Genomic DNA, 24,353 nt, shown 5'->3' with positions numbered 1-24,353 from the left:
CCGTCGTCCTCCGGCGGAGCCCAAGGGTCCCGACCCTCGGACGCATCCGGCCCCCTCGAACCCTCGGACATGCCGCGCCACCTCTTTCGTACGTTCCGTCATGCTACGGCCACAGCCCCCGGCCGACGGCACGCCACTTACGATGATCCCGACCCATCGATCAGCCGATCAATTCCGTTCCTGGGGAGGAAACCGTGACCGATCCGCACCGCACCCGTGAGCCACGCGACCCGCACGCCTTCATCGCCGGACTGCCCAAGGCAGAACTGCACGTGCACCACGTCGGCTCGGCTTCCCCCCGCATCGTCTCGGCCCTCTCGGCCCGCCACCCCGACTCCAAGGTGCCCACGGACGTCGAGGCCCTCGCCGACTTCTTCACGTTCACGGACTTCGCCCACTTCGTCCAGGTGTACCTCTCGGTCGTGGACCTGGTCCGCACCGCGGACGACGTACGCCTGCTCACGTACGAAGTCGCCCGCGACATGGCCCGGCAGAACATCCGCTACGCCGAGCTGACCGTCACCCCCTACAGCTCCGTGCGCCGCGGCATCGACGACCGCGCCTTCATGGACGCCATCGAGGACGCCCGCAAGGCGGCCGAGGACGAGCTCGGCGTCGTCCTGCGCTGGTGCTTCGACATCCCCGGCGAGGCGGGGATCGAGTCCGCCGAGGAGACGGTGCGGCTCGCGACCACCGACAAGCTGCGCCCCGAGGGCCTGGTCTCCTTCGGGCTCGGTGGGCCCGAGATCGGCGTACCGCGCCCGCAGTTCAAGCCGTACTTCGACCGCGCCATCGCGGCGGGCCTGCACTCCGTCCCGCACGCGGGCGAGACCACCGGGCCCGGCACCATCTGGGACGCCCTCACCGACCTGCGCGCCGAGCGCATCGGCCACGGCACCAGCGCCGCCCAGGACCCGAAGCTCCTGGCCCACCTCGCCGAGCACCGCATCCCGCTCGAGGTCTGCCCGACGTCGAACATCGCGACCCGCGCCGTCGCCACCCTCGACGAGCACCCGATCAAGCAGTTCGTCGCCGCCGGTGTCCCGGTCACCGTCAACTCCGACGACCCGCCCATGTTCGGCACGGACCTCAACACCGAGTACGCGGTCGCCGCCCGCCTCCTGGACCTCGACGAGCGGGGCATCGCGGCCCTGGCGAAGAACGCCGTCGAGGTGTCGTTCCTCGACCCGGCCGGCAAGGCGAAGCTCGTCGCGGAGATCGACACGTACACGCAGACCTGGCTCGCTCCCTAGCGCGGCACCACAATGGGCCCATGCGCACCGTGACAGCCGTGGCCCACCGAGGCGATCCCTACCGCGTCCGCGAGAACACCCTCCCGTCCCTGCGCTCCGCGCTCGACCGGGGCGCGGACGCGGTGGAGATCGACGTCCGCCTCACCCGTGACGGCGTCCCCGTCCTGCTGCACGACGCGACCCTCAAGCGCCTGTGGGAGCACGACCGCCCCTTGTCCACGCTCTCCGCGGACGAGGTGCGCGGCCTCACCGACGGCGGCGTGCCCACGCTGGAGGAGGCCGCCGCGGCGACCGACGGCCACCGGCTCATGGTGGATCTGCCGGACGCGACGCCGCGGTCCGTGCGGGCGGTCGTCGGCGCCGTCGCCGACTGCGGGGCGGCGGAGCGGACGTACTACTGCGCGGGCGCGCGGACGATGCTCGCGGTGCGCGAGGCGGATCCCGCCGCCGAGATCGCCCTCACCTGGACGACCCTCGCGCCGCCGCGCCGTGCCGTCCTCGACGCGATCAAGCCCCGCTGGCTGAACTACCGCTTCTCTCTGCTCCACCGTGAACTGGCCGTCCAGGTGCAGCGACAGGGGCTGCTCGTCTCGGCCTGGACCCCGGACACGAGGCGTTCGATGCGCCGTCTCCTCGACATCGGCGTCGACTCGATCACGACCAACCGCGTCGACACGCTGCACGCCCTGCGGGCGCGGCCCGACGGCGCGCTCTCGTAGCCGGACGGTCCCTCAACTAGCTTGTGGTCCATGGGGAACAGCGACGAGCACAACCGGGAAGAGCCGCTCTTCGTGTACGAGCGTGACGAACGGGGTTACCGCGGCCACCGCTTCAATCCGCGCAATCCCGTCGGGCGCATGCTGACCATCGCTCTTGTGGTCGGCATCGTCCTCGTCCTCCTGCTCATGGCGAAGTGACGGCCGCCTCCCGACGACGGCAGAAAAGCGCTCGGGCACCATTCGACACGTGACGAACCACGACCTGCTCGCCGACTGCCGGGCCCGCCTCGCCTTCGATCTGCTCGCCAACACCTGGAACGCCGTGACGCTCTGGGCCCTGCGGCACGGCCCGCGCCGCCCGGGTGAACTGCGCGGCCTGATCGGCGGCATCAGCTCCAAGATCCTCACCGAGACACTGCGCCGCCTCGAGTACAACGGCCTGGTCTCCCGGCAGTCGTACGCCGAGTCACCGCCCCGCGTCGAGTACGAACTCACCGCCCTGGGACATACGTTGATCGCCCCGATCGAGGCCTTCGGCGTGTGGGCCTTCGAGCACGGCGACGAGGTGATGGCGGCCCAGGAGCACGCCGACCGCGCATCCGACGCCTCCTCCCCCGGCGGCGCCCCCTAGGGGGGAGCCCCGTCAACACCCCTGAGGCGCCTCAGTGTTGTCCCCTCAGGGGTCACCGGTACCCCGCCCTCCCCAGTGAGGATCCGCCTCGTCCCGCCGATCACCAGGATGGGAACCACACCACCACGGCCCACCCTGGAGTCACACCGTGCCCTTCCCCGCCCGTACCGCTCTCGCCGCCGCCCTCGTCCTCGGCCTCACCGGCGCCGCGACCGCCCCCGCCCTCGCGCACGCCCCGGCCACGACGGTCCGCGCCCAGGAGACCGCCCCTGCCTCCGCGCCCAACGGCAAGGCCCTGCGCGAAGCGATCGAAGGGCTTCCGAACGCCGACGCGACCGCCGCCCTCGTCCGCGTCGGCGGCGCCGGTGGGGCCTGGCACGGCAGTTCCGGCGTGCACGACCTGGTGACGGAGCGGAAGGCCGACCCGCACGGCCGGTTCCGTGCCGGGTCGACCACCAAGATCGTGACCGCGGCCGTGGTCCTCCAACTGGCCGCCGAGGGCGAGCTGGATCTCGACAGACCCGTGCAGCACTACATGCCGGGCCTGTTCCCGAAGAAGACCTTCGAGCCCATCCCCGTCCGCAGCCTGCTCAACTACACCAGCGGCCTGAAGCCGGGCGACGGCTTCGACGACCCGTTCGCCCACCGCTACGACACGCTGAAGCCGCGGACGGTCCTCGCGTCGGCCATCGCCAAGGGACCCGAGCACGACCCCGGCGACGAACAGCACTACCGCAACATCGGCTACACCGTGCTCGGCCTGTTGATCGAGCGCGTCACCGGGGATTCGTACGCCGATCAGGCCGCCCAGCGGATCTTCAAGCCGCTCCGGATGCGCGACACCTACTTCCCCGGCGCCGATCCCCGCATCCGCGGCCCGCACAACCGCGGCTACCAGAGCGTGGAGCGGCCCGACGGCACCACGCGCCTCGTCGACGTGACCGAGTGGAACCAGTCGGACCGCTTCGCGGCGGGCGACATGATCTCCTCCACCGCCGACCTGGAGGTCTTCACCCAGGCGCTGTTCGACGAAGAGATCGTGCCCCAGCCGCAGCTGAAGGAGATGTTCACGCTGCCCGAGCTGGCGCCGGGCGCCCCGGAGCCCCTCTACGGCGCTGGGCTCCAGCGGATGAAGATCGACGGCAAGGTGTACTGGCTCAAGTCCGGCGCACGCTACGGCTACGCGAATCTCCTGGCCGCCTCCGAGGACGGCACCCGCACCCTCGTCTACTCGGTCAACGCGACCGACGCGAAGGGCGAGGGCATGAACCCGGTGGCCGAGCGGATCGCGCGGGCCGCCCTCAGCGGCAGCTGAACCGGAGCCTCCGTCACACCACCGGCCCGCGCCGCCCTCCTCCTACGCGACACCCGTCATGCGCGCGAACACCGTGACGTTGTTGGGGTAGTAGTTGCGGTCCGCGTCGAACTGTCCGCCGCAGGTGATCAGGCGGAGCCCCGCGTGGTCGATGTTCTTGTAGACCTCCAGGGTGGGGAACTCCTTCTTCGGGAACTCCTCGACGCGGTCCACCGTGAAGGTCGCCGTCCTGCCGTCCGCGCGGGTCACCTCGATGGCCTCCCCTGCCTTGATGGTCTTCAGCTTCTTGAAGACCGCGTCCGCGCCGTTCCAGGTCACATGGCCGGCGATCACCGCGGGGCCCCGAGAGCCGGGGGTGGGGCCCGGCTCGTACCAGCCCGCCAGATCGGGGTCCTTCGGCGTCGTCATCGTCCCGTCCCCGCCCTGCCCCAGCGTCTCCAACGCGCTCGACACGCCCAGGGAGGGGATGGCGACCCGCTGCGGAGCCGACCGGCCCAGGGGCGCGGCGGCCTCGCCCGGCCCCGCCCCCTCCCCCGGCGCCTGCGGTGTCCGGCTGTCCGCCGGGCCGCCCGGCTCCGCGCTCTGGCGGGGGGCCGTCGGCGGGGCAGCCGTGTCCGCCGCGTCCTGGCCCGCGCAGGCGGAGAGCACCAGAGCCGCCGCGATGGCGGCGACCGCGGCGGCGGACGCGTGCCGGACCCCGGCCCACACCCTCCGCACCGGCCGGCGCACGCCTCCGCGCACCGAGCGGCTCACGCGGCGCTCCCGCTCTTCGCGGCGACCGTGGCCCCGGGCGCCGTCCGCCGACGCGCGAGCACCAGCACACCGGCGGCGGCCACCGACGCGGCCCCGGCGCCACCGATCACGGCACCGCGGGACGTGCCGCCCTCGGCGCCGCCGCCGGTCTCGACCCCGCCGACGGGGACGGACCCGACCGCCGCGCCCTTGACCACACCGCAGTTGGTCGGAGCGGTGGCCTCCTGCGGGAGCTTCGGGTCGAGCTCGCTCTTGCCCGCGCCCTCGAAGTCGTACGTGCCGTTGTCGTTCGGGTCGATGCCGTGCTGCACGATGTGCAGGTCCTTGATGTGCTCGACCACGTCCTGTCCCACGGTGATGGTGCGCTTGTAGGAGACCTTGCCCTGGGCGTCGGCCACCGGCATCCGGTCCACGGCGAGGCCGCTGCCCGCGTCGGTGTCACCGGATTCGGTCAGCGAGATGTTGATGTCGCCGTAGTGGACGGTGGCCTCGGTGTTGTCGAGGATGCCGTCGCCGTTCGTGTCGTCGCCGTCGTCCGGGCACTGGAAGTCGTGCCCGTCGGTGGAGCCGTGCAGGTGCTGCGCCGACGGCTGTCCCGGCACCATCCCCTCGGACTTGATCCACACGGTCAGCGCGTTGCCGCGCAGGCTCAGGAGGGCCGTTCCGGTGGAGCCCGAGTCGTTCAGCTGCGCCAGGTCGATCTGATAGGCCGGGGGGTCCGCCGCGTAGACCGGGGACGAGGCGACCACCGTGAGGAAGGCGGCGGGCAGAGCGGCGAGCCCCACGAGAAGGCCGGTTCGCTTGATCATCAAGTTCGTCCTCTTCCGCGGCACCCGGACAGGCGGGCCGCACGAGCCATGCAGTTACCTATGAAACGGAACGAGACTCGGGGGCGTTCAAATCGAACGCGCGGTTCCGCGCGGGCCGTGCCCGCATCCGGGTACGGGCAGGAAGGATTCGTGGTCATGACGGCCGAGTGGAACTGGGAGAGCGGCCAGGGCCTGCTGGGCCTCGACGATCCCGCCGAGTGGGACGCGGCATACGAACGCGGCGAGGGGAACCTCGGCACGGCGGCCATCGGCCTCGCCTTCAACTGCCCGCTGGCCGAGGCCTCCCCCCGCATCGTCCGGGCGATGCGGTTGCCGGACCGCGGTCAGCGCGGGTTCGCGTACACCGCGGCGGGGACAGCGGCCCGGCTCAACGGCGAGCTGACGCCGGAGCTGTACGCCGCGCTGCGCGCCCAGGGCCATCGCGGCCTGGCCGAGACCGCCGTCGACGACACCCTCGACCACGTGCCGTTCCGGGAGCTGCCGCTGTGGTTCAAGTGGCGAACGGTCGCATCGAAGGTGCGGGACAAGCTGGATACGTGGCGGCTGAACATCACGTACGCGGCCGAGGACGTCAGGAAGGCCCTGGGGCGGCGCAGGTCGTGAACTGTGCGTGGTCACCGCGCAGCCACCGCAGCCCGGAGAATCCTGCCCTCGTCGCGTGATATGCGTCACGCAGGAGACCGGCCACCCGCCGCGGGCGGCGGGGTAACGATCTGGCCAGAATTTCACTCCACCGGCCATGCCGTCTTGACTGCGTCGAACTGCTTGACGTGCTGGTGCCGACCAGCGGCAGAGCCCGGGTGCGAGGCTACTCCAGCGGGATGCCGCGGCGCTCCAAGTGGCGGGCCAGTTTGCGTTCCTGGCGGGTCAACGGCAGGTCGGGTCGCAGGCGTTCGGGATGGTTTCCGGCCGGGCCGGTGAGCGGTCGCGCGGAGCGTTCGTCCTCGGCCCGGAGGACTTCACCGGCCAGGTACAGCATCCCCAACGCCATCAAGCCCTCCCAGACTGGACGCAGGACGTGGTCGATCGCTACGCGTCGGATCCCTCGGATGGACATGAGTGCGGATGGTTCCAGTGGCGTCTCGCGCCCCGGTCGAAAGCACCTCGGGGCCCAAGGGGCCGGGTGAGGGGCGAGAGGCGTGGAGGGCGGCCGGCGCGCGTGGCGCGTGGCCGGCGTGCGCCGCGCATGGTCGGCCGAGCGCCGCGGGTGAACGACCGTGCGCCGTGAGTGAGCGGAGAAATCGGTGATCGGACCGCGTCGCCCGCGATCGGGACGCCCGTCGGGGAGCACGGAACCCGCCACATGTTCCGGCCCGCCTCTCGGGCGGCCCGGACCGCGTCCACCGCTTCCGTGCGCCTTCCGCGCGTCGAGCTTCTCGACGACCGACAGGGGGCAGTCGCGTACGGAGCCGGGGCCGGACGGGGACGTGTCGCGCTGCCGATCACCTCGACCCCGCCCGCGGCCGGTCGGGGTCGATCACCGGCCGCCCCGATACGATCTTGCGGCCGATGACGGCACGTTCCCGGGACGGGCGCCCTTGTGGCGGCAGCCGAAGATCGGGCGATCTCGTCCCCTCGTTTCACATCTGCAACGATCTCGCGATCACGCTCCGGCGCCGGCAAAGCAGCCCCTGCACCACGCATTGGCGCAGTCCTTCGGTCGGCGGGACTCGGATCTCAACAATGCCCCATGCATGAATTCGGTGTACCCCGAGTTGAACCACCTCGGGAATGATATCCGGTGACGGCTGCTCTACCCGATCCGAGCACACCAACTGGTGTTCTCCCAGGCCACGTTAACCATGCGAAAGCCGGGGTGCACGGATGAGCGAATGTCAGGCGCACGGCGCATCGGAGAGCGTTCGGCGTATCGGCCGCCCTGGATCATGAGGGGTCAAATTCGGCCATCCACGATCGTCCACCCTGGATTAACAGTAGATTCATTGGCCAGTAATAGCCGACCGAAAAACCTGGCCCCGGCACTGGCGCGGGGCTGTGACCCGTGCAAGGTTCATCCACGACAGCAAACTGGGGGATTGGATGCACATACGTGTCCTGGGGGCCATCGAGGCCCAGTTGAACGACCGCTCGATTCTTCCGACCGCAGGCAAACCACGTCAGCTTCTCGCTCTGCTCGCCTTCCACAGCAATCAGGTACTGCCGGTCTCCACCTTGATGGAGGAGATCTGGACCGCCTCACCCCCGCGCAGCGCGCCGACCACTCTTCAGACCTACATCCTGCAGATCCGGCGCTGCATGGACACGGCGCTCGGAAAGGCCGGCGCCGGCCAGGGCGCCAAGGACCTGTTGATGACGCGGCACGGGGGATACCTGCTGCGGCTCGAACCGAACGGGCTCGATCTGTACGAGTACAACCGGGTGACGGCCGAGGGCCGTCAGGCCGAGGAGGTGGGCGACGACGAGGAGGCCGCCCGCCTCTATCGCGCGGCGCTCGCCCTCTGGCAGGGCCCCGCCCTGGCCGATGTGCACACCGGGCCGCTTCTCTCGGTGGAGCGGATGCGTCTCGAGGAGAGCAGGCTCGGCCTCCTCGAGCGCCGCATCCAGGTCGAGTTGCGGCTCGGGCTGCACGCCGAGCTGCTGACGGAACTCGCCGTACTCGTCGCCCAGAACCCGCTGCACGAGAGCCTGCACGCCCAGCTGATGGTGGCCTACTACCGCGCCGGGCGACCGTCGGCCGCGCTACGGGTCTTCCAGACGCTGCGCGCCGCTCTCGTCGAAGAACTCGGCATCGAGCCGTCCGCGCGACTCCAGCGGCTCCAGCGAGCCGTGCTCATGGACGATCCGGGACTGCTCGCCGAAGGGAAAGCGGGCCGGATGCTCGACCTGTATCCGGGGTGAGGAGAAAGCCGCGTCCGGCAGCCGGGGAAGAGACAGCCTCCGAGTCGCGCACCGCTGCCTCACGGCACCGTGCGCGACGGGAGGTCCTTCCCTCAACTGCCGCTACACCGGAGGATTCCCGTGCTTCCGCTCGGGCAGGGGCGCGTGCTTGTGCCGCAGCATCGCCAGGGAGCGGACAAGTACCGTACGGGTCTCCCCGGGGTCGATGACGTCGTCGACGAGGCCGCGCTCGGCCGCGTAGTACGGGTGCATCAGCTGCGACTTGTACTCCTTGACCAGCCGGGCACGGGTGGCTTCCGGGTCGTCGGAGGCGGCGATCTCCCGGCGGAAGACCACGTTCGCGGCACCCTCGGCGCCCATCACGGCGATCTCGTTGGTCGGCCAGGCGAAGGACAGGTCGGCGCCGATCGAGCGTGAGTCCATCACGATGTACGCACCGCCGTAGGCCTTGCGCACCACCACCGAGATCCGCGGCACGGTCGCGTTGCAGTAGGCGTAGAGCAGTTTGGCGCCGTGCCGGATGATTCCGCCGTGCTCCTGATCCACGCCGGGCAGAAAGCCCGGCACGTCGACCAGCGTCACCAGCGGGATGTTGAAGGCGTCGCAGGTGGAGACGTGGTGGGCGGCCTTCTCCGAGCCGTGGATGTCCAGGACCCCGGCGAGTGCCGCGGGCTGGTTGGCGACGATGCCGACGACCTGCCCGTCGATCCGCGCCAGCGCGCACACCACGTTGGGCGCCCAGGCCGCGTGCAGCTCGAAGTACTCGCCGTCGTCGACGACCTCCGCGATCACGTCGCGCATGTCATAGGCCTGGCCCGGTTCGGCGGGCACCAGGGAGGAGAGCGCGTCGGTACGGCGGTCCGGCAGGTCGACCGGCTTGGCGGACGGCGGCAGTTCACGGTTGTTCTGCGGCAGCAGCGACAGCAGATAGCGCACGTCTTCGAGGCATTCGGCCTCGTCGTCGTAGGCGAAGCCCGCGACGCCCGAGGTGCCCGCGTGCACATCCGCGCCGCCCAGGCCGTTCTGGGAGATCTTCTCGCCGGTCACCGCCTGCACCACGTCCGGCCCCGTGAGGAACATCTGCGAGGTCTCCCGGACCATGAAGACGAAGTCGGTCAGCGCGGGCGAGTAGGCCGCGCCGCCCGCGCACGGTCCCATGATCACGCTGATCTGCGGGATCACCCCGGACGAGCGGGTGTTGCGGCGGAAGATCCCGCCGTAGCCGGCGAGCGCGGTGACGCCCTCCTGGATGCGGGCGCCCGCCCCGTCGTTGAGCGAGACGAGCGGGGCCCCGGCCGACTCGGCGAGGTCCATCACCTTGTGCACCTTGGCGGCGTGCGCCTCGCCGAGAGCGCCGGCGAAGACGCGGAAGTCATGGGCGTACGCGAAGACCGTACGGCCGTGCACCAGACCCCAGCCGGACACCACCCCGTCGCCGTACGGCTTGCGCTCGTCCAGGCCGAAGCCGGAGGCCCGATGTCGGCGCAGCGGCTCCACTTCCGTGAAGGTTCCTGGGTCGAAGAGCAGATCCATCCGTTCGTACGCGGTGAGCTTGCCCTTCTCGTGCTGGCGCCGAGTGGCCGCGGGATCCAGCGCGCGGCCCGTCTCGGCCTTGAGACGGTTCAACTGGTCGGTTGCTCGGCGCAGTCCGGGAGCCGGGGCGTCCGAGAAGCTCTCGTCGAGGGTCGTCATCCCGTCACCGTATGATCGCCCCCTCGAGGGGCGCTCCAGACGTGGTCGGCCCCGAGGTGGGGCTCGGCGGTCCGTGCGTCGGGCCCGCCGACCGGGTGTTCCGCCGCTCCGGACCTGGTGGGGATCAGCGGGACTTCCAGGCCACCTGGGACCGGTGACGGTACCGCCCCGGGCCCCTCGCCCAAGAGGCCCGTAGCGGGCCTGCGGGCTCCTCCTCTTCCTGGCCTCCGCTGCGCGCCACGGCCAGCAGCACGCTCACGAGCGTGGCGAGCTCGGTGGGGTCGGGGCGGCCGCGGAGCACGATGAGACGGAGGGGTTCGTCCATGACAGCAGCGTGCGGCGGCCGCCTCGAAAAGGGCTCGGGGGTTGCTCGTCCCGGCGCGGCGATCCTGGCACGCCCGCCCCGCTGCGGCCGGCCAGTCGGGCACGACCGAGAATCCAGCGGGACTCGAGCGGCTCAACGGATCATGGTCTCGTTCCTCGACTTGCCGATGGAGAGCGCACTATGGCCACAGTCCGACGCCGGGTCCTTCTCTCCGTCGGAGGTGTCGCCCTGGTCGGCGGCGCGGGTTGGGGGGTGAACTGGCTGACCGCGTACAGCAGATACGAGCAGAGCAATGTCGGCAAGCTCAGCTTCCGCAACCGGCTGAAGTTCCCCGAACTGATCGACCCGAAGCCCGACGGCGCGGGCCGTCGCCACTACTCCCTGCGGCTCGCCCCGGGCACCAGGACGTTCCGGCAGGGCCAGAAGACCGACACCTGGGGCGCGAACGGCAGCTATCTCGCACCCACCCTGCGGATGCGCGACGGCGACGAGGTCTCGGTCGCCGTGGCCAACAAGCTCCCGGAGCGGACCACCCTGCACTGGCACGGCATGCATCTGCCGGCCGCGATGGACGGCGGCCCGCACCAGATGATCGAGCGCGACAGCACCTGGCGCCCGCGCTGGTCCGTGCACCAGCCCGCGGCCACCCTCTGGTACCACCCGCACCCGCACGGCTCCACGGGCAAGCACGTCTACCGGGGCGTCGCCGGGATGATCATCGTGGACGACGAACACTCCAAGTCGGCCGGATTACCCACCACTTACGGTATCGACGATCTGCCTCTGATCATCCAGGACAAGAACTTCCACGACGACGGGCAGTTCGACTTCACCGAGACCTCCTTCAGCGACGACGTGGCCGGTGTCGACAACCGCGGTGTGCTCGGCGACACCATCCTGGTCAACGGCGTCCACGACCCCTACGTCCCGGTCGCCACGGAACGCGTGCGGCTACGCCTGCTCAACGCCTCCAACGCGCGTATCTACCGCATCGGCTTCACCGACGACCGGCCCTTCCACCTGGTCGCCGCCGAGAACGGACTGCTGCGACGGCCGCTCGAACTGACCCGGCTGCGGCTCGCCCCCGGGGAGCGGGCCGAGGTGGTCGTGGCGTTCACGCCCGGTACGAAGACGGTGCTGCGCAGCTTTCCGCCGGACATCAATGTCTCCTGGCCCACGGACCGGTTCCTCGGCGGCGACGACACGTTCGACCTGGTCGAGTTCCGGGCCTCGGCACGGCTGCGGAAGTCGCCCGAGCTGCCCACGCGGTTCGCCGGTGCGCCCCGGCCCATCGAGCTGCCCAAGGACCCGACGGTGCGAAAGCTCTCGTTCGTCGGCGTCCAGATCAACGGCAAGGCGATGGACCTGGCGCGGATCGACGAAGTGGTGCCCGCCGGGGCGACCGAGGTCTGGGAGATCGAGCGCGGCGACGACATGGTGCATGCCGTCCATGTGCACGGCTGCACCTTCAACGTGATCGAGGTGAACGGCGACAAGCCGCCGGCGCACATGACCGGCCCCAAGGACACCGTCTATCTGCCGGTCATCGGCACGGTCCGGCTGGCGGTCAAGTTCGACTCCCTCACCGACACGAAGACGCCGTACATGTTCCACTGCCATGTGCTGCGCCACGAGGACGACGGCATGATGGGCCAGTTCCTGGTCGTCGAACCGGGCACGGAGAAGCAGGTGTCGCGTCGGCTGACGCTCGACGACTCCCACGACTCGCACTGAGAGCGGCGACCGTCGCCGCGCGGTGTTGACCACGGCGACCGCAGTACATTGCCGCGCGCACTGCTGCCCACTGGTGCCCACTGCTGCCCACTGACTGCCCACTGCTGCCGTCCGTAACGCTGCTCGACGTCCCCAGGCTGCCACGAACGACGCGGACAGCTCTGCTCCGCTCCTGCCCAAGCGGCATTCGAGCGGCCTTATAGGGCCCATGGCGACTCTGGTGGCGCGCATCGAGGGCCGCCTGCTTGTGGGGCCACAGCTGCAAGGGGGACAGAGGTGCACCGTTTTCTGGCAGTGCGGCCACCGGCCGACGGGGGCAGGCTGCGGCTGCTCTGCTTCCACCATGCCGGGGCGGGGGCGCAGGCGTTCGCCGGGTGGCAACCACGGGTGGGCCGGGACATCGACGTGCTGCCGATACGGCTGCCCGGCCGGGAGACCCTGCTCAAGGAGCCCCGCATCACCGACGCGGAGCAGCTGGTGCACGAACTCCAGCAGGAACTGGGCCCGTTGCTCGACTCCTCGACCCCGTACGCCTTCTACGGGCACAGCCTCGGGGCGCTCGTCGCCTACCGCCTCACCCAGCATCGGCTGAACGCCGGCCTTCGGCCCGCCCGGCTGTTGCTCGTCGGGGCCTGCGTGGCTCCGCAACTGCCCGTCGACCTGCTCGACGCACGTGACCCGGCCGAACTCACCGACGAGGAACTGATGGTGGCGTTCAGCGGCGAGCAGTCGCTGCCCGAACCGTTGCGCAGCCGACCGGGACGGCTCGCACTCGTCCTGGCCACCCTCCGCTCCGACCTGCTGCTCGCCCGCAGTCTGCGGTCGGCGCCGGCCGCCGCGCTGCCGTGCTCGCTGCGGGCCTTCGCGGGCCGTGACGACGCGATGGTCTCCACCGCGCAGGTACAGGCCTGGCAGCACTGCACGCGTGCGGACTTCCGCCTGGACTCCGTGCCCGGGACGCACTTCTTCGTCCGCGGCCGTGAACTGCCCCGGCGCATCGGGGAAGTGCTGCGCAGCCCGGCACCCTCCGCACCACCGGTTCCGGCGGGATAGAGAACGCCGCGCCGACCTCGGCGAGAGCGGACCGAACACAAGCAGACGGCACCCCACCCATCGAGATACACCCATCGAAAGGACCGTCATGAGTGACATCACCCTGAGCGACCTCAGTGAGCTGCTCATCGAGAGCATCGGTGCCCCCGACGAGGGGACGACCATCGAGGGCGAGCAGGCCCTGGACACCTCCTTCATGGAGTTCGGCTACGACTCCCTGGCGATGCTCCAGCTCACCGCTCTGGTCAGCCGCAAGTACGGCATCGTGCTCGACGACGACGCCGTCGCCGAGGCCGAGACCCCGCGCCAGCTCCTCGCCGTCATCAACGCGGCCCCACAGGCGGGTTCCGTCCGATGACGGGGCCCGTCACCAGCCTGGCCGGCAAGCGCGTCGCGGCCCGAGCACGGAACGGGTCGCGTCCGGGCGGAGGTTGACCTCGCACCCGGTGACGTCCACCGCGAAGGACCGCACCCGGCCGCCGCTCCCCCGCTCCGCCCGGGGCGGCGAGCGCGGCCGGGGCGCGGGTGTCGCGCCCGCCGGAGAGCTCGGTGGCCGACAGGTTGTGGCCGGCCTCGTGCCGCCAGGGTCTTCCGTACTGCCGAACAGAGGAGTGCACGCCGATGACAGCCGAGCCCGTCACCCGGGGCCCACGCGACGAACAGCCCGAAGAGACCGGACTCCTGGGCCGGCCCCGGTGGTTCACCACCTTGTTCGGCACGGACGTCTGGGAGCGCTTCAGCTTCTACGGGATGTCCGCGATCCTCGTGCTCTACGCGAGCGAGCCGGTGGCCGACGGCGGGCTCGGGCTCTCCGACGACGACGCCGCACTGCTCTTCGGCAGCTACATGGCCGCCGTCTTCCTCTCGTCCGTACCCGGTGGCTGGATCGGCGACCGGCTGCTCGGCTCGTACCGTGCCGTCCTGTACGGCGGCGTGGTCATCGGGCTCGGGCATCTCACCCTGGCCGTGCCCTCCGAGTTCTTCTTCTATCCGGGGCTGCTGCTCGTCGCCCTCGGCACCGGGCTGCTCAAGCCCAACATGGCCAACCTGCTGAGCACCTTCTACGCCCCCGAGGACCGCTCGGGCCGGGACGCCGGATTCGCCGTCTTCTACATGAGCGTCCAGGTCAGCGCGCTGATCGCGCCGCTCATCGTGGGCACGGTGGGTGAGGGCGTCAACTGGCACCTCGGCTTCGGACTCGCCGCGCTCGGCATGGCGCTCGGTCTGATCCAGTACGTCCGCGGCGCCCGCCACTTCGGCGCCAACGGCAAGGTGCCCGAGCGCGCGGCCGCGCCCGCCCAGCGGGCCGCGGTGCTGCGCTGGAGCGGGGCCGCCGCGGGCCTGGTCGCCGTCGGCTACGGCGTGGACGCCGCCTTCGGGACCTTCCAGATCGGCCATGTGATGGCCCTGGTCGGGCTGCTCTGTGTCGTTGCCCCCGCGGCAGCGTTCTGGCGGCTCATCCGCAATCCGCTCCTGACGGCGGCCGAGCGCAGCCGGGTCAAGACCTACATCTGGCTGTTCCTGGTCTCCGCCGTCTTCTGGGGCCTGTTCCTCCAGGGCGGCTCCGTCTTCGCGCTCTTCGCGAAGGACTCCACGGACCGCGACGTGCTCGGCTTCACCATCCCCGCGAGCTGGTTCCAGTCCACCATTCCCCTGTTCGTGCTGCTCACCGCCCCGTTCTTCGCCCGGGCGTGGCAGCGGGCCGGCGAACGCCTCGACACCGCCGTCAAGTTCGCCGTCGGCATGGGCTGTACCGGCGCCGCCTACCTGGTGCTCGCGGCGGCCGCGCTGCTGGTCGCGAACACGGGCGAGCCGGTGTCACCGCTGTGGCTCGTGGTCTCCTTCCTGCTCCTCGCCTGCGGCGAGGTGTCGTTCGGGCCGGTCGGCATGAGCGCCACCACCGCGATCGCCCCGGCCACCTTCGTCAGCCAGATGGTCGCCCTGTTCTGGCTCGCGGGCGCCCTCGGCGGCGGTCTCGGCGGCAACGCCCTCAAGGTCTCCGGCGAGGAGGCCCCCGGCGCCGGATACTTCCTCTCGGTCGGCGCCGTGGCCCTGCTCGTCGGCGCGATCCTGCTGCTGGTCCGCCGTCCGCTCACCCGCAAGCTCGGGGTGTGAGCGGTACGGCGGGCCGCACGCCCCTCGTTACCAGGTGACGGGCAGGGACTTGGGGCAGCGGATCGGCTTGGCGGTGTTCCATTCCAGTTCGTCCAGGGGCACCGCCGGGCGCAGCGTCGGATGGCGGCGCAGCAGGGTGCCGAGCGCCACGCCGATCTGGAGGCGGGCCAGATGGGCGCCCATGCAACGGTGCGGGCCGTGCCCGAAGGCGAGGTGCGAGGCGCCCCGGTCCACCTCGAAGCGGTACGGATCGAAGAGGTCCGGGTGCTCGTACACCGCCGTGTCGCGGTTGGCCGACGTGGTGGACGGCAGCACCGCCTCGCCCGCCCGGATCACCGTCCCCGACAGCTCCACGTCCTCCGTGGCGACCCGCAGGGTTCCGCCGGTCATGGCGATGGGGACATAGCGCAGCAGTTCCTCGACGACGGGCTCGCGCAGCCGGTCCCCCTCGTACAACTCGCCCCACTCTTCGGGGTGTTCGCTCCCGTAGGCGAGCAGCACGTTCAGCGAACCGGCGATCTGCGCGGCGACGGTCTCATACCCGGCGACCAGCAACGTGGTGGCGAAGGTGCACAGCTCCGCATGGCTGAGCCGCCCGTCCTCGTGTGCCGCGACCAGCGCGCCGAACACGTCGTCGGTCGGCCGGCGCCTGCGACGCTCCACCAGTGCCGCGAAGTAGGTGTCGAGCTGCTGGGCCGCCTCGGTGGACCGGGCGGCGTGCTCCGGACTCAGGGTCAGATACGCCTCGGTCCAGTCCCGGAACTGGTCGCGCTCCTCCTCGGGCAGCCCCAGCAACTCGCAGATCACGATCAGCGGCAGCGGTTGCGCCAGGCCTGCGACCAGGTCGGCGGGCCGGTGCGCCATGGCCTCGTCCAGCAGACCGCGGGTGATGACACCGATACGTTCCCCCAGCACGTCGAGCCGCCGCGGCGAGAAGGCGCCGCCGAGCGCCCGGCGCAGCCGGGAGTGCTCGGGCGGGTCCATGGTGGTGATGGAGTTGGGGTCGAGCGGGATGTTGCGGGCCCGCGGAGCGCCCTTTCCGGCGGCCGCGGAACGGCTGAACCGGCCGTCGGAGAAGACCTTCAGGTTGTCGGCGTACGTGGTGACGAGCCAGCCGCGGTCACCGGACGGCAGCCGCACCGGGGCCACCGGGCACCCGGCGCGCAGCCGGGCGAGGTCCGGCGGCGGGGCGGCGGGGTCGGGGCTGGACAGGGGGAAGCTCAGCGGTGCTTCGGTGACGTGGGCGGGCTCGGTGGAGGTCATGCGGGTACTCCCTGCGCGGAGGTGTCCCGGTGGGTGAGGCGCGCCAGGGCCGCGGACAGCTCCTGGGCGGGCAGGCCCGACGGGGTGCCCGGCCAGCGCCATCCCACGAACCCGTCCGGCCGGACCAGGACGGCCCCGTCGTCTCCCACGCCGTACTGCGCCTGGAACTTCTTGGCCGCCTCGTCACCGGACGGCAGCTGGCACGCCCGCAGCCGGGCTCCCCCACCGCACGCCTCCGTGACGGCGCGCACCCAGCGGGAATCGCTCGTCACCAGGACGAACTCGGTGCCGTAGCGGTCCAGCAGCGACCGGCCGCCGGGCAGGGGCACGTGCGGGGCGCGCGTACCGGGTGCGCCGGACCAGCGGTCGGCGGGCAGGAAGGTCTCACCGGCGGCGGTGTCCCCGGACGTGGCACCGTCCCCGGAGGCATCGCCGGTGTCCCGCGCGGTGGACGCGTACTGGTACCCGAGCATCACCGCCGCGTCGTCGGCCAGCCCGGGGGGCGGACCGCCGTCGCCGCCCTTGCGGCCCCGGTCCTTGGAGCGCAGTACGGCCTGTTCCACGGTGGCCGTGCTCACCGGGCGCCGCTCGGCCTCGTAGGTGTCCAGCAGCCCTGGCCCGGCTTCGCCGCGCAGTACGGCGGCCAGCTTCCAGGCGAGGTTGTGCGCGTCCTGGATGCCGGTGTTGGAGCCGAACGCACCGGTGGGCGGCATCACATGAGCCGCGTCGCCGGCCAGGAACAGCGTGCCCTCGCGCCAGCGCGTGGCCACCCGCCCCGCGGACTCCCAGGGCAGCACGCCCTGGAGCTCGACATCGAGCGCGGGCACACCGGTGGCCTTGCGGATCAGCTCGACGCATGCGTCCGGCTCGAAGCGGTGCTTCTCCGTCTCCCAGTCGGGCCCGATGGGGACGTGCAGCAGCCAGCGGCGGTGGTTGTCGATGGGCAACAGGGCGCCCTGGAAGTCCTGTTGCCTGAGGTAGCACATCACGAAGCGGCGGTCGCGCAGCGGCTCGGTGAGATCGGCGTGGAAGTAGATGTTGGCGAAGTGCGCCAAGGTGCCGGGCCCTTCGAAGGCGATGTCGCGGGCCTTGCGCAGCGGGCTGTGTGCGCCGTCGGCCGCGACCACGTACGCGAAGGAGATCTGGAATTCCGTACCGGCACGCACATCACGCACGGTCGCCACGTCGCCCTCAAGGGCGGTGAGTTCATGGCCGAAGAGCAGCCGTGAGCCCAGATCCCGGGCGCGGTCGGCGAGCAGCGGCTCCAGTTCGTCCTGATCGCACAGCGCCCACGAGGTGGGGCTGATGTCGCTCCAGGCTTCGGGCCGGGGGTCGGCGGTATGCGCGCCGTCCATCCGGCCGAACTCCTCGCCGGCCAGATCGTGTGCGGCCACGATGCCGTGATTGGCGGCGAGCGCCACCGCGGACTCGGTGGCGCGGATCGCTTCCTCCAGGCCCGCGGCGCGCAGGATTTCCATGGAGCGGACGTTCACACCGCGGGCCCGGGGGTGGGTGCTGGTGGTCGCGTGCCGCTCCACCAGGACATTTGCGATGCCCCGCTGGGACAGGAACAGCGACATGGACAGACCGACGATCCCGCCGCCGACGACCAGCACCGGGGTGTACGCGGACGTGCCTGTTGCGGTCATGGAATTACCTCACCTGGCCGATTTCCGACGGAATGGAAGCTGTGGTGTACGGCGCCGGCATCGGACGCGTCCGGTCCGGCCCGCCCGAGTGCCGCTCGGGCAGATGGCGCGGAAGCCGGGACAGCGCGTCCGCCACCCGGCTCATCTCGAGATCGGTGGGCGCGACGATCCGCAGGCCGGGCACCCGCCCGGGGCTGGTTCCCGAGAAGATCCGGACCACGACGCCCTGTTCGGCCAGCTGGTCGTAGACCTCGTGCGCCTGCTGCGCGTCGTCCGTGTGGACGAAGCGGAAGTGGACGGGCGCGCCGGTGACCACCGCGTCGCCGAAGCGCTCGCACAGGAGGTCCTCCATCTGCTGCCCGGCATCCAGCAACCGGGTGCGGGTGGCCGCGGCCCAGGACCGTTCGCCGAGCGCGGCAGTGGCCACGGCCGCGTCGAGATAGGACAGCGGCCAGTTCGGCAGCCGCCGCCGCACGGCCTCGCGCAGCACGTCGTTGCGCGTCCACAGAGCGCCGGTGCGCACCCCCGCGATGCCGAACAGCTTGTTCGGCGACTGGAGCACCACGACGTTGTCCAGCCCGCACCGCGTCATGGACAGCGAGGAGTCCGCCATGAAATCGGCGTACGCCTCGTCCACGATCAGGGTCGCCTCGGGATTGGCCCGGCAGATCCTTACCAGTTCGTCCCGGGGAATGTAGAGCCCCAGCGGATTATTGGGGTTGGACAGCACCACGAACCGGCGCTCGCGCATGGCCGTCGCCACCCGCTCCGTGCGCCCGCGCACGGAGTCGCGCACGACGTCGATCCGGCCTGTTCCGGACCCGGCGCCCGAACCGCCTCCGGGGCCGAGGTGCCGGGGGAACAGCCGAATGGTGTCGGTGTAGTCCGGAGTGATCACCACGCTGTCCTGCGCGTACAACTGCGCGAGGACCGTGAGGAATTCGGTGATCCCCCGCCCCACCAGAAGGTCGTCGGGCGCGACGTCCAGATACTCGGCATAGGCGGCGGTGAACTGCTCCGAGGCGTCGTACGGATGCGTCCGCAGGGCCCGGGCGTCCACGTTCGCCAACGCCTTTTCCACGGCGGGGGGCGGCCCGTAGCGATTGACGCAGGTGCCCAGATCGAGAAGGTCCCGGTCGGAGGGCAGATGTCGCAGATCGCCCCCTTGGCGCTCGGCCGCCCCGGCGGAGGCGTCGGGATGGGAAACGGGCGTGCGCGTCATGATGCTCTCCTAGGTCGTCTTCCTCGGAAACCGTCGTGAACGGCCGCCGAGCGGCGGACACCGCCGCACCGGCCCGATGGTTTCCCGCCTCTCTCGACGCCTCTTCGAGTAATCCCAAACCCGCCCGCACGCGGCCCCCGTCCGCCGGGGCACTCCATGCCCGGTCAAGCAGCGCCCGTCCGCTCCTTGAGCCCACCTGCGCATGCTGCGCGGGACCCCATCCACGAAGGGACCCGCCGATGGCAAAGCCGACGCAAACGACGAGGACCACGCGAACGTTCTCGCCCCCGTCAGACCGACTGGCCGACAACGTAGGAGCAGGCCTGGTCCCCGTACTGGACGCGGTGGCCGCAGGAACCGCGGTCCAGGTGTTCGCCGCCGCGGTCGAGCTGGATGTCTTCGGCGCGCTCGCCGAGGCCCCGGCCACCACCGAGGAGATCCAGCGCCGCCTTGGGCTGCACCCCCGCCCGCTCCCCGATTTCCTCGACGCGCTCACCGCCATGGGCCTGCTCGTACGCGGCCCCGACGGCTACCGTGCCACCGCCGCGGCCCGGCTCCACCTCAGCGCCACCGCACCGGAGTTCATCGGCGCCTTCGTGACCGCCGGTCCCGCCCCGGAGCTGGTGGGCCTGCTGCGCACCGGCCACCTGGCGGAGCGGCCCGGCGAGGAGGACGGCGCGGGCGGAGACCCGTACGCCGACCCGGGCGCGGCCCACGCCTTCATCGCGTTCATGGACTCCATGAACGCGATGATCTCGGACGAGCTCGACGAGGCCATCGACTGGAAGAGCTACACCTCCTTCGTCGATGTGGACGGCTCACGAGGCGAGTTGGCCCGCCACCTGCTGGCGACATTCCCGCAGCTCACCGGCACCGTCGTGGACCGCCCCGAGGTCGCCGCCGCCTTCGAGGAACACTTCGCCAACGATCCGGCCCGCTCCCGGGTCGCCTTCCACGGCGCGGACGGCGGGCCTCTTCCGCGGGCCGACGTGGTGCTCCTGGGCGGAGTCCTGCACGACATCTCCATGAAGGAACGCGAGGACCTGCTCCGCCGGGCCTACGAAGCGGTCGCCCCCGGCGGTCTGGCCCTGGTCTACGACGTCATGATCGACGACGACCGCACCACCCTCAACCCGCTGCTGGGCAGCCTCCAGATGATGATGACGGTCCCCGAGGGCGGCAAGTACACCCCGTCCCAATGCCGCGAGTGGGTGGCGGCCGCCGGCTTCACCGACCTCGCCACCCAGCCCATGGGCGTGGACACCCTCATCATCGGCCACAAGAACTAGACGAGCGGTCCGGCATGCACGGCGCCCCCTGGAGTCCTCTCCAGGGGGCGCCTCTTTTCGACCCGCACCCGGCTCACCGGCGCAGGATCCTCAGAACGTCACCCGCACTCCGCTCCGCAGCCACACATCGAGGTTGAGCAGCATTTCCACGTCGGACCGGGCCGCCCACGCGCCCGCGCCCGAAGCGAGGCGCTCGGGTGTGCGGGCGACTTCGCGGGCGGCGTCGACGTCGGCGAAGTCGGTGACCGGGGAGGAGGAGTTGGAAAGGACGTCCAGCAGCTGGGCGCAGATGAGTTCGGCGTAGCGGATGTCCTGGGTGACGGGATAAGGGCTCTTGCGACGGTCCAGGATCTCGTCGGGGACGACGCCGCGGAAGGCGGCTCGCAGCAGGCTCTTCTCGCGGCCGTCGAAGCTCTTGATCTCCCAGGGGATGTTGTACGCGTAGTCCACCAGCGCCGGCTCGCAGTAGGGGACACGGACTTCGAGGCCGCAGGACATGGCCAGCCGGTCGCCGCGGTCGAGCAGGGACGGCAGCCAGCGGGTCATGTGCATGTAGTCGATCTCGCGGATGCGGCGCTGCAGGGCGCTGTCGCCGGGCAGCAGCGGGGTCTCGGCCAGGGTGGCCTCGTACTGGGCCTGCGTGTACGCGGTCAGGTCCAGCTTGTCCAGGAGCGTGCGGTCCAGCAGGCCGCAGCCCAGGCCGCGGCTGGCGCGGCCGTGCAGCTGGCCGACGGCGACCCACGGGAAGGTGGGGGCGTTCATCAGCTCGGGTTTGTGCGACCAGACGAAGCCGGCGAAGACCTCGTCCGCCGTGTCGCCCGACATCGCCACGCCGATGTGCTGCTTGACCTGCTGGAAGAGCAGGTACATCGAGGCGTCCATGTCGCCCAGGGCCGTGGGCTGGTCCTGGCGGTCCACCACGGCGGCGCGCAGGGCGGGGTCGGCCAGCGCCTCGGGGCTCAGTTCGATCTCCGTCAGGTCCAGGTCGAGGCGCTGGCTGAGCAGACGGGCATAGGCGATGTCGGGGGTGGCGCGTACCTCGTCGGGGCGGAAGTTCTCCGCGTACCCGGTGAAGGTCATGCCGAAGGCGCGCGGCGCCTCGCCCTCCTCGCGCAGCCGGGGCGCGGCCAGGGCGGCGATGGTGCTGGAGTCGATGCCGCCGGAGACGAGGATGCCCCTGGAGATGTCGGCGACGAGCTGTTCCGTGATGGTGCCGCCGACCATCTCGCGCACGGTGGCAATGGTGGCGTCAAGGTCGTGGGGGTGCTCGCGGGCGCTCAGCTTCCAGTAGTTGCGCTCGGTGAGCCGTCCGTCCTTGACGTGCAGGATGCTGCCGGGCCGTACCTCGAGGATGTTCTTGAAGATCGAGGTGCCGGGCGTCTTGGCCTGACTGAACAGCTCCCGCAGGCCGTTGTCGTCCACCGCCGGTTCCAGCTCGGGGTGGCAGAACATCACCTTGGGCTCGGAGCCGAAGAGCAGGCCGGTGGAGGTGCGGGCGTAGAAGAGCGGCTTGACGCCCATGTGGTCGCGGATCAGGAGGAGTTCCTGCGACCGGGCGTCCCAGACGGCGAAGGCGAAGATGCCGTGCAGGCGGTGGACGCATTCGGTGCCCCATTCCAGATAGGAGTGGAGCAGCACCTCCGTATCGCTGTTGGTGCGGAAGTGATGGCCCAGGCCACGCAGCTCCTCGCGGAGTTCGCGGTAGTTGTAGATCTCGCCGTTGTAGCAGATCGTCGCGAGGTCACGGCCGTCGTGGGTCACGGTCATCGGCTGCTGGCCGTTCGCCGGGTCGATGACCGAGGTACGGGTGTGCCCGAACGCAACCCGGCCGTTGTGCCAGATGTCCTGCTCGTCTTGTCCGCGGCACAGCATGACCTGGGTCATCCTCGCGATGGACTCCTTGCTGTCCCGGGCGTCAGGGACCCAGTCGATCACTCCGGCTATCCCGCACATGAGGCTCACTCCTCTTCGGAAAAAACGTCCGGCTCATGACCTGACGGAGTATCGGGACGTCAGGTCAACGCGTACTCAAGGCGCGCTCGTCGGGCCGCGTCACCCCCCGCCCGCGACCCGGTCGAAGTATTCGAGCACCGAGCGTTGCGCGGACCTGCCCGCGCCGAACGGAATCTCGGCGCCCACATAGCCGTCCGGGCGCACGATCGTGATCATCAGGCGGTTGCAGCCCGCGAGTTGGGCCCGGTTGACCACCCGCGGGTTCAGCGGATGGGTGACGCTGAGCGGCATGCGGGAGGGTGAGAGCACCAGCCACTGGCCCTGGCTCTGCAGCGTGGAGACGGTCCACACTCCGGCGGGCGTGTGGACGGGCCACGACGCGATCCACTGGCCCGCGCAGCCCTCCGCGAACCGCTCGGCCCCCGCGGTGAGCGGGCTCGCCTCGTACGCGGGTGCCGGCTCGGTACGGATGCGGGGGCTGCCCTCGATCAGGATCGGCCCGAGGGTGGCCTCCGGGTCGGCGGCGACCCCGGCGCGCAGCACTCGCTCCCCGCGCTCCATCAGCACCTCGGCGACCTGTCGCCGTTCGACCTCGTAGGTGTCCAACAGCCGTACGGACGCGTGGCGTTGGACGACGGCGGAGAGCTTCCACGCGAGGTTGGCGGCGTCCTGAATCCCCGTGTTCAGTCCGTGGACGGGCATGGGGAAGACCCGGGCGGCCTCGCCCAGGAGGATGACCCGGCCGGTCAGCCACTGCTCGGCGCGGCCCTCGACCGGTGTGTGCCACCACAGGTGCTGGGGGTCGTGCAGCCGCGCCTCGGGGCCGACCACTTCTCTGAACAGCCGCTCCACGTCCCCGAACGAGGGCCGCACGGTGGCGTCCTCGGTGCCGGAGGCGAGGAAGACGCGATGGCGGCCGTCGGCCAGCGGCACCATGCCGACGTGGCTGTACGGGGCGTGGAACAAGTCCTCCCGCTCGGGCGGCAGCTCCACCCCGGAGATGCCGGCGTCCACCTGCCACCACGCGACGCCGTCGTGGCCGCGGACCTTCCAGTCCACTCCGGCGGCGGCCCTGGACAGGCTCTGCGCTCCGTCCGCCGCCACCACCCAGGCCGCCCGCAGCACCTCGGAGCGGCCCTCCGGGGTGCTCAACTCGACGCGGACGCAGTCCTGTTCCTGGTCCAGGACGGTCGCGGTGACACCCTGGCGCACCGGGCAACCGTGCTGCCGGGCGAGCGCCGTGAGGTACTCCTCCTGCTGGTCCTGGCGGACCAGCAGCGGGTAGGGCCACTGCTGGTCATCGGCGTCCTCCAGCAGCGAGACGGCGGCGGTGCGGTCTCCCACGTGGAACACCTTGGAGCGCATCGGTACGCCGTGCGCGCGCAGTTCGTGCGGGGGCTGCCCGAGGCGGGCGTACGCGTACATGGTGCGGCGCCACACGTTGGGGCAGCGGGCGCCGGGTCGGGGGGCGGGGCGGCGCTCGGCCACCTGGCAGCGCACGCCGTATCTGGCGAGGTCCGCGGCGAGCGCGAGACCGGCCGGCCCGGCGCCGATGACCAGGACGTCAAGGTCCGTGTCCGGTAGGGGGTGTGGGTACGGGTCTCGATCGGGCAACGGGATGCTCCTTTCACGGCGTGAGCCGTACGGGGTGGGGCCGATCCTCCCGGGACCGCTCGGAAGCGGCCTCGAACGGAAGTC

General features: G+C 71.0%; 22 protein-coding genes. 12 read left to right on the top strand and 10 right to left on the bottom strand.

Features of this window, described 5'->3' with window-relative positions:
• The first annotated feature begins 194 nt into the window (after positions 1–194).
• From ACZ6ZP_RS32040 to ACZ6ZP_RS32020, 5 genes are all read left to right on the top strand, one after another.
• Positions 195–1,253 carry an adenosine deaminase gene (locus ACZ6ZP_RS32040; RefSeq protein WP_351165551.1) on the top strand — a complete coding sequence of 353 codons (1,059 nt, stop codon included), beginning with the start codon at positions 195–197 and terminating at the stop codon, positions 1,251–1,253.
• A 20-nt stretch (positions 1,254–1,273) separates the two neighbouring features.
• Complete coding sequence (locus ACZ6ZP_RS32035; protein WP_469409291.1) at positions 1,274–1,972, top strand: glycerophosphodiester phosphodiesterase; 699 nt, start codon at positions 1,274–1,276, stop codon at positions 1,970–1,972.
• A gap of 30 nt (positions 1,973–2,002) precedes the next feature.
• Positions 2,003–2,170 (top strand): hypothetical protein, encoded by a 168-nt coding sequence (locus ACZ6ZP_RS32030; RefSeq protein ID WP_351165547.1) that lies wholly within the window; start codon positions 2,003–2,005, stop codon positions 2,168–2,170.
• A 49-nt stretch (positions 2,171–2,219) separates the two neighbouring features.
• The gene (locus ACZ6ZP_RS32025) at positions 2,220–2,603 is read left to right on the top strand and encodes a winged helix-turn-helix transcriptional regulator (RefSeq protein ID WP_469409288.1); all 384 of its coding nucleotides are present in this window, start codon (positions 2,220–2,222) and stop codon (positions 2,601–2,603) included.
• 148 nt (positions 2,604–2,751) lie between these two features.
• On the top strand, positions 2,752–3,918 hold the full coding sequence (locus ACZ6ZP_RS32020; protein WP_469409286.1) for a serine hydrolase domain-containing protein: 1,167 nt from the start codon (positions 2,752–2,754) through the stop codon (positions 3,916–3,918).
• 42 nt (positions 3,919–3,960) lie between these two features.
• On the opposite strand, the gene ACZ6ZP_RS32015 is transcribed toward ACZ6ZP_RS32020, so the two are convergent.
• On the bottom strand, positions 3,961–4,671 hold the full coding sequence (locus tag ACZ6ZP_RS32015; RefSeq protein WP_469409285.1) for a class F sortase: 711 nt from the start codon (positions 4,669–4,671) through the stop codon (positions 3,961–3,963).
• Positions 4,668–5,480 (bottom strand): hypothetical protein, encoded by an 813-nt coding sequence (locus ACZ6ZP_RS32010; protein WP_383823004.1) that lies wholly within the window; start codon positions 5,478–5,480, stop codon positions 4,668–4,670. Before ACZ6ZP_RS32010 ends, ACZ6ZP_RS32015 begins: the two co-directional genes overlap by 4 nt.
• Before the next feature lie 156 nt (positions 5,481–5,636).
• Here ACZ6ZP_RS32010 and ACZ6ZP_RS32005 point away from each other — a divergent pair, with 156 nt between their 5' ends.
• A complete protein-coding gene (locus ACZ6ZP_RS32005; protein WP_351165539.1) occupies positions 5,637–6,104 on the top strand; it encodes a hypothetical protein in 468 nt (155 codons plus the stop codon).
• Between the two features lie 205 nt (positions 6,105–6,309).
• On the opposite strand, the gene ACZ6ZP_RS32000 is transcribed toward ACZ6ZP_RS32005, so the two are convergent.
• Positions 6,310–6,558, bottom strand: a complete 249-nt coding sequence (locus ACZ6ZP_RS32000) for a DUF6059 family protein (protein ID WP_351165537.1) — start codon at positions 6,556–6,558, stop codon at positions 6,310–6,312.
• Between the two features lie 983 nt (positions 6,559–7,541).
• Between ACZ6ZP_RS32000 and ACZ6ZP_RS31995 the strand changes: the two genes are divergently transcribed.
• Positions 7,542–8,360, top strand: coding sequence for an AfsR/SARP family transcriptional regulator (locus ACZ6ZP_RS31995; RefSeq protein ID WP_351165535.1), 819 nt, complete (start codon positions 7,542–7,544; stop codon positions 8,358–8,360).
• A 102-nt stretch (positions 8,361–8,462) separates the two neighbouring features.
• Here the strand turns inward: ACZ6ZP_RS31995 and ACZ6ZP_RS31990 are convergent, their stop codons facing one another.
• Positions 8,463–10,052 carry an acyl-CoA carboxylase subunit beta gene (locus ACZ6ZP_RS31990; RefSeq protein WP_351165533.1) on the bottom strand — a complete coding sequence of 530 codons (1,590 nt, stop codon included), beginning with the start codon at positions 10,050–10,052 and terminating at the stop codon, positions 8,463–8,465.
• A 124-nt stretch (positions 10,053–10,176) separates the two neighbouring features.
• A complete protein-coding gene (locus tag ACZ6ZP_RS31985) occupies positions 10,177–10,377 on the bottom strand; it encodes an acyl-CoA carboxylase subunit epsilon (protein WP_351165531.1) in 201 nt (66 codons plus the stop codon).
• Positions 10,378–10,557: 180 nt separating this feature from the next.
• Between ACZ6ZP_RS31985 and ACZ6ZP_RS31980 the strand changes: the two genes are divergently transcribed.
• The 4 genes from ACZ6ZP_RS31980 (at position 10,558) to ACZ6ZP_RS31965 (ending at position 15,279) form a co-directional block, all read left to right on the top strand.
• A complete protein-coding gene (locus ACZ6ZP_RS31980; RefSeq protein WP_469409282.1) occupies positions 10,558–12,111 on the top strand; it encodes a multicopper oxidase family protein in 1,554 nt (517 codons plus the stop codon).
• A gap of 276 nt (positions 12,112–12,387) precedes the next feature.
• On the top strand, positions 12,388–13,164 hold the full coding sequence (locus tag ACZ6ZP_RS31975; protein WP_383822999.1) for a thioesterase II family protein: 777 nt from the start codon (positions 12,388–12,390) through the stop codon (positions 13,162–13,164).
• 88 nt (positions 13,165–13,252) lie between these two features.
• Positions 13,253–13,522, top strand: coding sequence for an acyl carrier protein (locus ACZ6ZP_RS31970; RefSeq protein ID WP_351165524.1), 270 nt, complete (start codon positions 13,253–13,255; stop codon positions 13,520–13,522).
• 263 nt (positions 13,523–13,785) lie between these two features.
• Positions 13,786–15,279: a peptide MFS transporter gene (locus ACZ6ZP_RS31965; RefSeq protein ID WP_351165522.1), complete on the top strand. Its 1,494-nt coding sequence runs from the start codon at positions 13,786–13,788 to the stop codon at positions 15,277–15,279.
• A 27-nt stretch (positions 15,280–15,306) separates the two neighbouring features.
• On the opposite strand, the gene ACZ6ZP_RS31960 is transcribed toward ACZ6ZP_RS31965, so the two are convergent.
• Genes ACZ6ZP_RS31960 through ACZ6ZP_RS31950 form a run of 3 tightly spaced genes read right to left on the bottom strand, consistent with a single transcriptional unit; the run spans position 15,307 to position 19,413 of the window.
• Positions 15,307–16,542: a cytochrome P450 gene (locus tag ACZ6ZP_RS31960; RefSeq protein ID WP_468616347.1), complete on the bottom strand. Its 1,236-nt coding sequence runs from the start codon at positions 16,540–16,542 to the stop codon at positions 15,307–15,309.
• A complete protein-coding gene (locus tag ACZ6ZP_RS31955; RefSeq protein WP_351165518.1) occupies positions 16,539–18,191 on the bottom strand; it encodes an FAD-dependent monooxygenase in 1,653 nt (550 codons plus the stop codon). The genes ACZ6ZP_RS31960 and ACZ6ZP_RS31955 overlap by 4 nt, the downstream gene beginning before the upstream one ends.
• A gap of 4 nt (positions 18,192–18,195) precedes the next feature.
• Positions 18,196–19,413: an aminotransferase class I/II-fold pyridoxal phosphate-dependent enzyme gene (locus ACZ6ZP_RS31950; protein ID WP_351165516.1), complete on the bottom strand. Its 1,218-nt coding sequence runs from the start codon at positions 19,411–19,413 to the stop codon at positions 18,196–18,198.
• 344 nt (positions 19,414–19,757) lie between these two features.
• On the opposite strand from ACZ6ZP_RS31950, the gene ACZ6ZP_RS31945 reads away from it, so the two are divergent.
• Positions 19,758–20,702 carry a methyltransferase gene (locus ACZ6ZP_RS31945; RefSeq protein WP_361470202.1) on the top strand — a complete coding sequence of 315 codons (945 nt, stop codon included), beginning with the start codon at positions 19,758–19,760 and terminating at the stop codon, positions 20,700–20,702.
• A 90-nt stretch (positions 20,703–20,792) separates the two neighbouring features.
• On the opposite strand, the gene asnB is transcribed toward ACZ6ZP_RS31945, so the two are convergent.
• Positions 20,793–22,655 carry an asparagine synthase (glutamine-hydrolyzing) gene (gene asnB / locus ACZ6ZP_RS31940; RefSeq protein WP_351165511.1) on the bottom strand — a complete coding sequence of 621 codons (1,863 nt, stop codon included), beginning with the start codon at positions 22,653–22,655 and terminating at the stop codon, positions 20,793–20,795.
• 99 nt (positions 22,656–22,754) lie between these two features.
• The gene (locus tag ACZ6ZP_RS31935) at positions 22,755–24,269 is read right to left on the bottom strand and encodes an FAD-dependent oxidoreductase (RefSeq protein WP_399979810.1); all 1,515 of its coding nucleotides are present in this window, start codon (positions 24,267–24,269) and stop codon (positions 22,755–22,757) included.
• Positions 24,270–24,353: the final 84 nt, after the last annotated feature.

The sequence above is a fragment of the Streptomyces sp. NPDC054047 genome (assembly GCF_055585065.1).
This window is presented reverse-complemented; position numbering and strand designations above follow the sequence as displayed.

Coding starts and splice junctions, on each gene's coding strand:
- ACZ6ZP_RS31960 (WP_468616347.1), bottom strand. CDS start 16,542: ATGACCTCCACCGAGCCCGCCCACGTCACCGAAGCACCGCTGAGCTTC.
- ACZ6ZP_RS32035 (WP_469409291.1), top strand. CDS start 1,274: ATGCGCACCGTGACAGCCGTGGCCCACCGAGGCGATCCCTACCGCGTC.
- ACZ6ZP_RS32000 (WP_351165537.1), bottom strand. CDS start 6,558: ATGTCCATCCGAGGGATCCGACGCGTAGCGATCGACCACGTCCTGCGT.
- ACZ6ZP_RS31995 (WP_351165535.1), top strand. CDS start 7,542: ATGCACATACGTGTCCTGGGGGCCATCGAGGCCCAGTTGAACGACCGC.
- asnB (WP_351165511.1), bottom strand. CDS start 22,655: ATGTGCGGGATAGCCGGAGTGATCGACTGGGTCCCTGACGCCCGGGAC.
- ACZ6ZP_RS31980 (WP_469409282.1), top strand. CDS start 10,558: ATGGCCACAGTCCGACGCCGGGTCCTTCTCTCCGTCGGAGGTGTCGCC.
- ACZ6ZP_RS32030 (WP_351165547.1), top strand. CDS start 2,003: ATGGGGAACAGCGACGAGCACAACCGGGAAGAGCCGCTCTTCGTGTAC.
- ACZ6ZP_RS31950 (WP_351165516.1), bottom strand. CDS start 19,413: ATGACGCGCACGCCCGTTTCCCATCCCGACGCCTCCGCCGGGGCGGCC.
- ACZ6ZP_RS31955 (WP_351165518.1), bottom strand. CDS start 18,191: ATGACCGCAACAGGCACGTCCGCGTACACCCCGGTGCTGGTCGTCGGC.
- ACZ6ZP_RS31965 (WP_351165522.1), top strand. CDS start 13,786: ATGACAGCCGAGCCCGTCACCCGGGGCCCACGCGACGAACAGCCCGAA.
- ACZ6ZP_RS32010 (WP_383823004.1), bottom strand. CDS start 5,480: ATGATCAAGCGAACCGGCCTTCTCGTGGGGCTCGCCGCTCTGCCCGCC.
- ACZ6ZP_RS31990 (WP_351165533.1), bottom strand. CDS start 10,052: ATGACGACCCTCGACGAGAGCTTCTCGGACGCCCCGGCTCCCGGACTG.
- ACZ6ZP_RS31970 (WP_351165524.1), top strand. CDS start 13,253: ATGAGTGACATCACCCTGAGCGACCTCAGTGAGCTGCTCATCGAGAGC.
- ACZ6ZP_RS32005 (WP_351165539.1), top strand. CDS start 5,637: ATGACGGCCGAGTGGAACTGGGAGAGCGGCCAGGGCCTGCTGGGCCTC.
- ACZ6ZP_RS31985 (WP_351165531.1), bottom strand. CDS start 10,377: ATGGACGAACCCCTCCGTCTCATCGTGCTCCGCGGCCGCCCCGACCCC.